This window comes from Mesorhizobium sp. M0496 (assembly GCF_040321205.1).
Taxonomy (GTDB): Bacteria; Pseudomonadota; Alphaproteobacteria; order Rhizobiales; family Rhizobiaceae; genus Mesorhizobium.
Genome location: NZ_JAMYRC010000110.1, coordinates 1 through 847 on the forward strand (window position 1 = coordinate 1; position 847 = coordinate 847).

At 56.0% G+C, this 847-nt stretch carries 1 protein-coding gene; it reads left to right on the forward strand.

Annotated features, from left to right (window positions below; all coding sequences use genetic code 11):
• Positions 1-10: 10 nt before the first annotated feature.
• Positions 11-736, forward strand: coding sequence for a two-component system response regulator VirG (virG, locus tag NKI73_RS33565; protein ID WP_023685159.1), 726 nt, complete (start codon positions 11-13; stop codon positions 734-736).
• The last annotated feature ends 111 nt before the right edge of the window (positions 737-847 follow it).

Genomic DNA, 847 nt, shown 5'->3' on the forward strand with positions numbered 1-847 from the left:
AGGTGTGCCGTTGAAACATGTTCTTGTCATTGACGATGATGCCGCAATGCGGCGCCTCATCGCCGAGTATCTCACGATGCATGCCCTGAAGGTAACCGCAGTCCACGATAGCAAGCAGTTTGACTATGTTCTTTCACGTGAGCCAGTCGATCTCGTGGTTGTTGACCTTAACCTAGGCCGGGAGGATGGACTTGCGATCGTCCGCAATCTGGCGACAAAATCGGATGTTCCTATCATAGTGATCAGCGGCGACCGGCTTGATGAGGCGGAAAAAGTGGTTGCACTGGAGCTCGGCGCAACCGATTTCATTCCCAAGCCTTTCGGGATGCGCGAATTCTTGGCCCGCATTCGAGTAGCGCTACGCCAGCGCATTTCTAGTCCGCGAACCAGAGAGCAGCGCTCATTTCGCTTTGGGGCCTGGAAGCTCAGCGTGAAGCAGCGGCGACTGATCTGTGCGGAGCGTGGCGAGGTCAAGCTTACCGCATGTGAGTTCAATCTCTTGATCGCATTTCTGGAGAACCCCCGCAACGTGCTATCCAGAGAACGGCTTTTGCTCGCGAGCCGTGTGCGTGGAGAAGAGGTGTACGATCGAAGTATCGATGTCCTAATCATGCGCTTGCGCCGAAAGCTGGAGGCTGATGCGGCCAACCCTCGCCTGGTCAAAACATCCCGTGGCGCAGGGTACTTCTTCAACGCTGACGTAGATGTTAGCTACGGAGGCACGTTGGCCGCGTGACAGTGAGCTATGCTGGAGATTGGGGTGACGAGGCTGATCAAGCCTTCCAACAGTACCAGCCTGATCAATTACGGCGAGAGCTACCGGTCCGGAGATCGCATCAGCCCCTCT